The sequence below is a fragment of the Xanthobacter sp. BG11Y11_SDJG genome (assembly GCF_057364445.1).
Genome location: NZ_JBNFNU010000565.1, coordinates 1 through 2,020, shown reverse-complemented (window position 1 = coordinate 2,020; position 2,020 = coordinate 1). Strand labels below are relative to the sequence as shown.

Below are 2,020 nucleotides of genomic sequence, written 5' to 3'. Positions count from 1 at the left end.
TGCCGGATGCCGACGTGCGGGACGGCCGCGCGCCGGCGACTTGGGACATGCGCCATTGCGTCGGCGGCACGGGGCGGCTAACGCTTCTGCCGATCCGACTGAGCGCCCGAATTCGGGCAACGAGGCCGAAGCCCTTGAGCGACAAGCCATCCCACACGCCCCGCACCGCCATCTATGGCGGCTCGTTCGACCCGCTCACCAACGGCCATCTGGACGTGGTGCGCTCGCCTGCCGGCTGGCCGACCGGTTGGTGCTGGCGGTGGGCGTGCATCCCGGCAAGGCGCCGCTCTTTTCCGCCGAGGAGCGCCTCGCCATGCTCGAGGAGGTGTGCGCGCCCATCGCCGCCGAGGAGAATGCGACGCTGGAGGCCATCACCTTCGGCAACCTCATCGTCTCGACCGCGCAGGAGGTGGGCGCGAGCCTGCTGATCCGCGGCCTGCGCGACGGCACCGACCTCGACTATGAGATGCAGATGGCGGGCATGAACGGCGCCATGGCGCCGGACATCCAGACCGTGTTTCTGCCCGCCTCGCCGCGCGTGCGCCCCATCACCGCCACGCTCGTCAGGCAGATCGCCGCCATGGGTGGCGACGTCGCCCCGTTCGTGCCGCCGGCGGTGCTGGCCCGGCTGAAGGACAAGTTTCCGCGCTGAGCGCGGTCCGCCATCCGCCTCTCCGGGCTCCGGAAGGCTCTTGCGAGGAGTTGTTCATGCGAAGCGTTCTCGGCCGCCTCGGCGCCGCTCTGGCGGTCGCCCTCACTCTGGCGCTGGCCACGGCACTGCCTGCCGCCGCCCAGGGCAAGCCCGATCTCGAAAACACGCTCTATCTCGACACCGCCTATGGCCGCGTGGTGATCAAGCTGCGCCCCGACCTCGCGCCCAAGCATGCCGCGCGCCTGAAGGAACTGACCCGCGCGAACTTCTACAACGGCGTGCCGTTCCACCGCGTCATCGAGGGCTTCATGGCCCAGACCGGCGATCCCACCGGCACCGGCTCCGGCGGCTCCGGGGTGAAGCTGCCGGCGGAATTCTCCAACGTCCCGTTCAAGCGCGGCGTCGTCGGCATGGCGCGGGCCACCTCGCCCGACAGCGCAGATTCCCAGTTCTTCATCATGTTCGACGAGACGCCGAGCCTGAACGGCAAGTACACCGTGGTGGGCGAGGTGGTGTCGGGCATGGAGTTCGTGGACAAGATCAAGAAGGGCACCGGCCAGGGCGGCACGGTGAGCAATCCCGACAAGGTCGTGAAGATGACGGTGGCGGCGGACGCCAAGCCCAAGTAAGGCGCCGGCGCGATGCGGCGGGGCTGAGCGCCCCGCGCGCGAACAGGCCATGGCCGCGCCAAGCGCGGCCGCAGGGGAGGGGGCGCGCGGCGCCCGCCTCCGGCAAGGAAAGGACAGGACATGAGTGAGGAAGTGCTCGTTCTCGAGACCACCAAGGGTCCCGTGACCATCAAGTTCCTGCCCGACGTGGCGCCCGGCCACGTGGCGCGCATCAAGGAACTGGTCTCCACCGGCTTCTATGACGGCGTGCCGTTCCACCGCGTCATCGAGGGCTTCATGGCCCAGACCGGCGATCCGACCGGCACCGGCATGGGCGGCTCGGGCAAGAAGCTGAAGCAGGAGTTCAACAAGACCCTGCACAAGCGCGGCACCGTCTCCATGGCGCGCGCGCAGAACCCGGATTCCGGCGACAGCCAGTTCTTCATCTGCTTCGCCGACGCCCCGTTCCTCAACGGCCAGTACACGGTGTGGGGCGAGGTGCTCTCCGGCATGGAGAATGTGGACCAGATCAAGCGCGGCGAGCCGGTGAAGGATCCCGACAAGATCGTCTCCGCGAAGCTCGTCACCCAGGCGTAAGGCACAAACGCCCGCACGGCGGCAAGACGGCCCGGCGCGCTGGGGTGGAAAAAGAAAATGCCCGGCGCAGAGCCGGGGCATTTTCCTTGCGGGCGAGGCGGGCGGGCGCGCCCGGCCGATGTCTCGCCTTAAGAGGTCAGACCTTCACCAGCGGCAGCTTGGG

General features: G+C 68.9%; 2 protein-coding genes and 1 pseudogene. All 3 read left to right on the top strand.

Features of this window, described 5'->3' with window-relative positions:
* The first annotated feature begins 134 nt into the window (after positions 1–134).
* The 3 genes and pseudogenes from coaD (at position 135) to AC2W7M_RS24440 (ending at position 1,857) form a co-directional block, all read left to right on the top strand.
* Positions 135–652 (top strand): annotated as a pseudogene (coaD, locus tag AC2W7M_RS24450) (pantetheine-phosphate adenylyltransferase).
* A gap of 56 nt (positions 653–708) precedes the next feature.
* The gene (locus AC2W7M_RS24445; protein ID WP_486135618.1) at positions 709–1,281 is read left to right on the top strand and encodes a peptidylprolyl isomerase; all 573 of its coding nucleotides are present in this window, start codon (positions 709–711) and stop codon (positions 1,279–1,281) included.
* 120 nt (positions 1,282–1,401) lie between these two features.
* Complete coding sequence (locus AC2W7M_RS24440; RefSeq protein ID WP_486135616.1) at positions 1,402–1,857, top strand: peptidylprolyl isomerase; 456 nt, start codon at positions 1,402–1,404, stop codon at positions 1,855–1,857.
* The last annotated feature ends 163 nt before the right edge of the window (positions 1,858–2,020 follow it).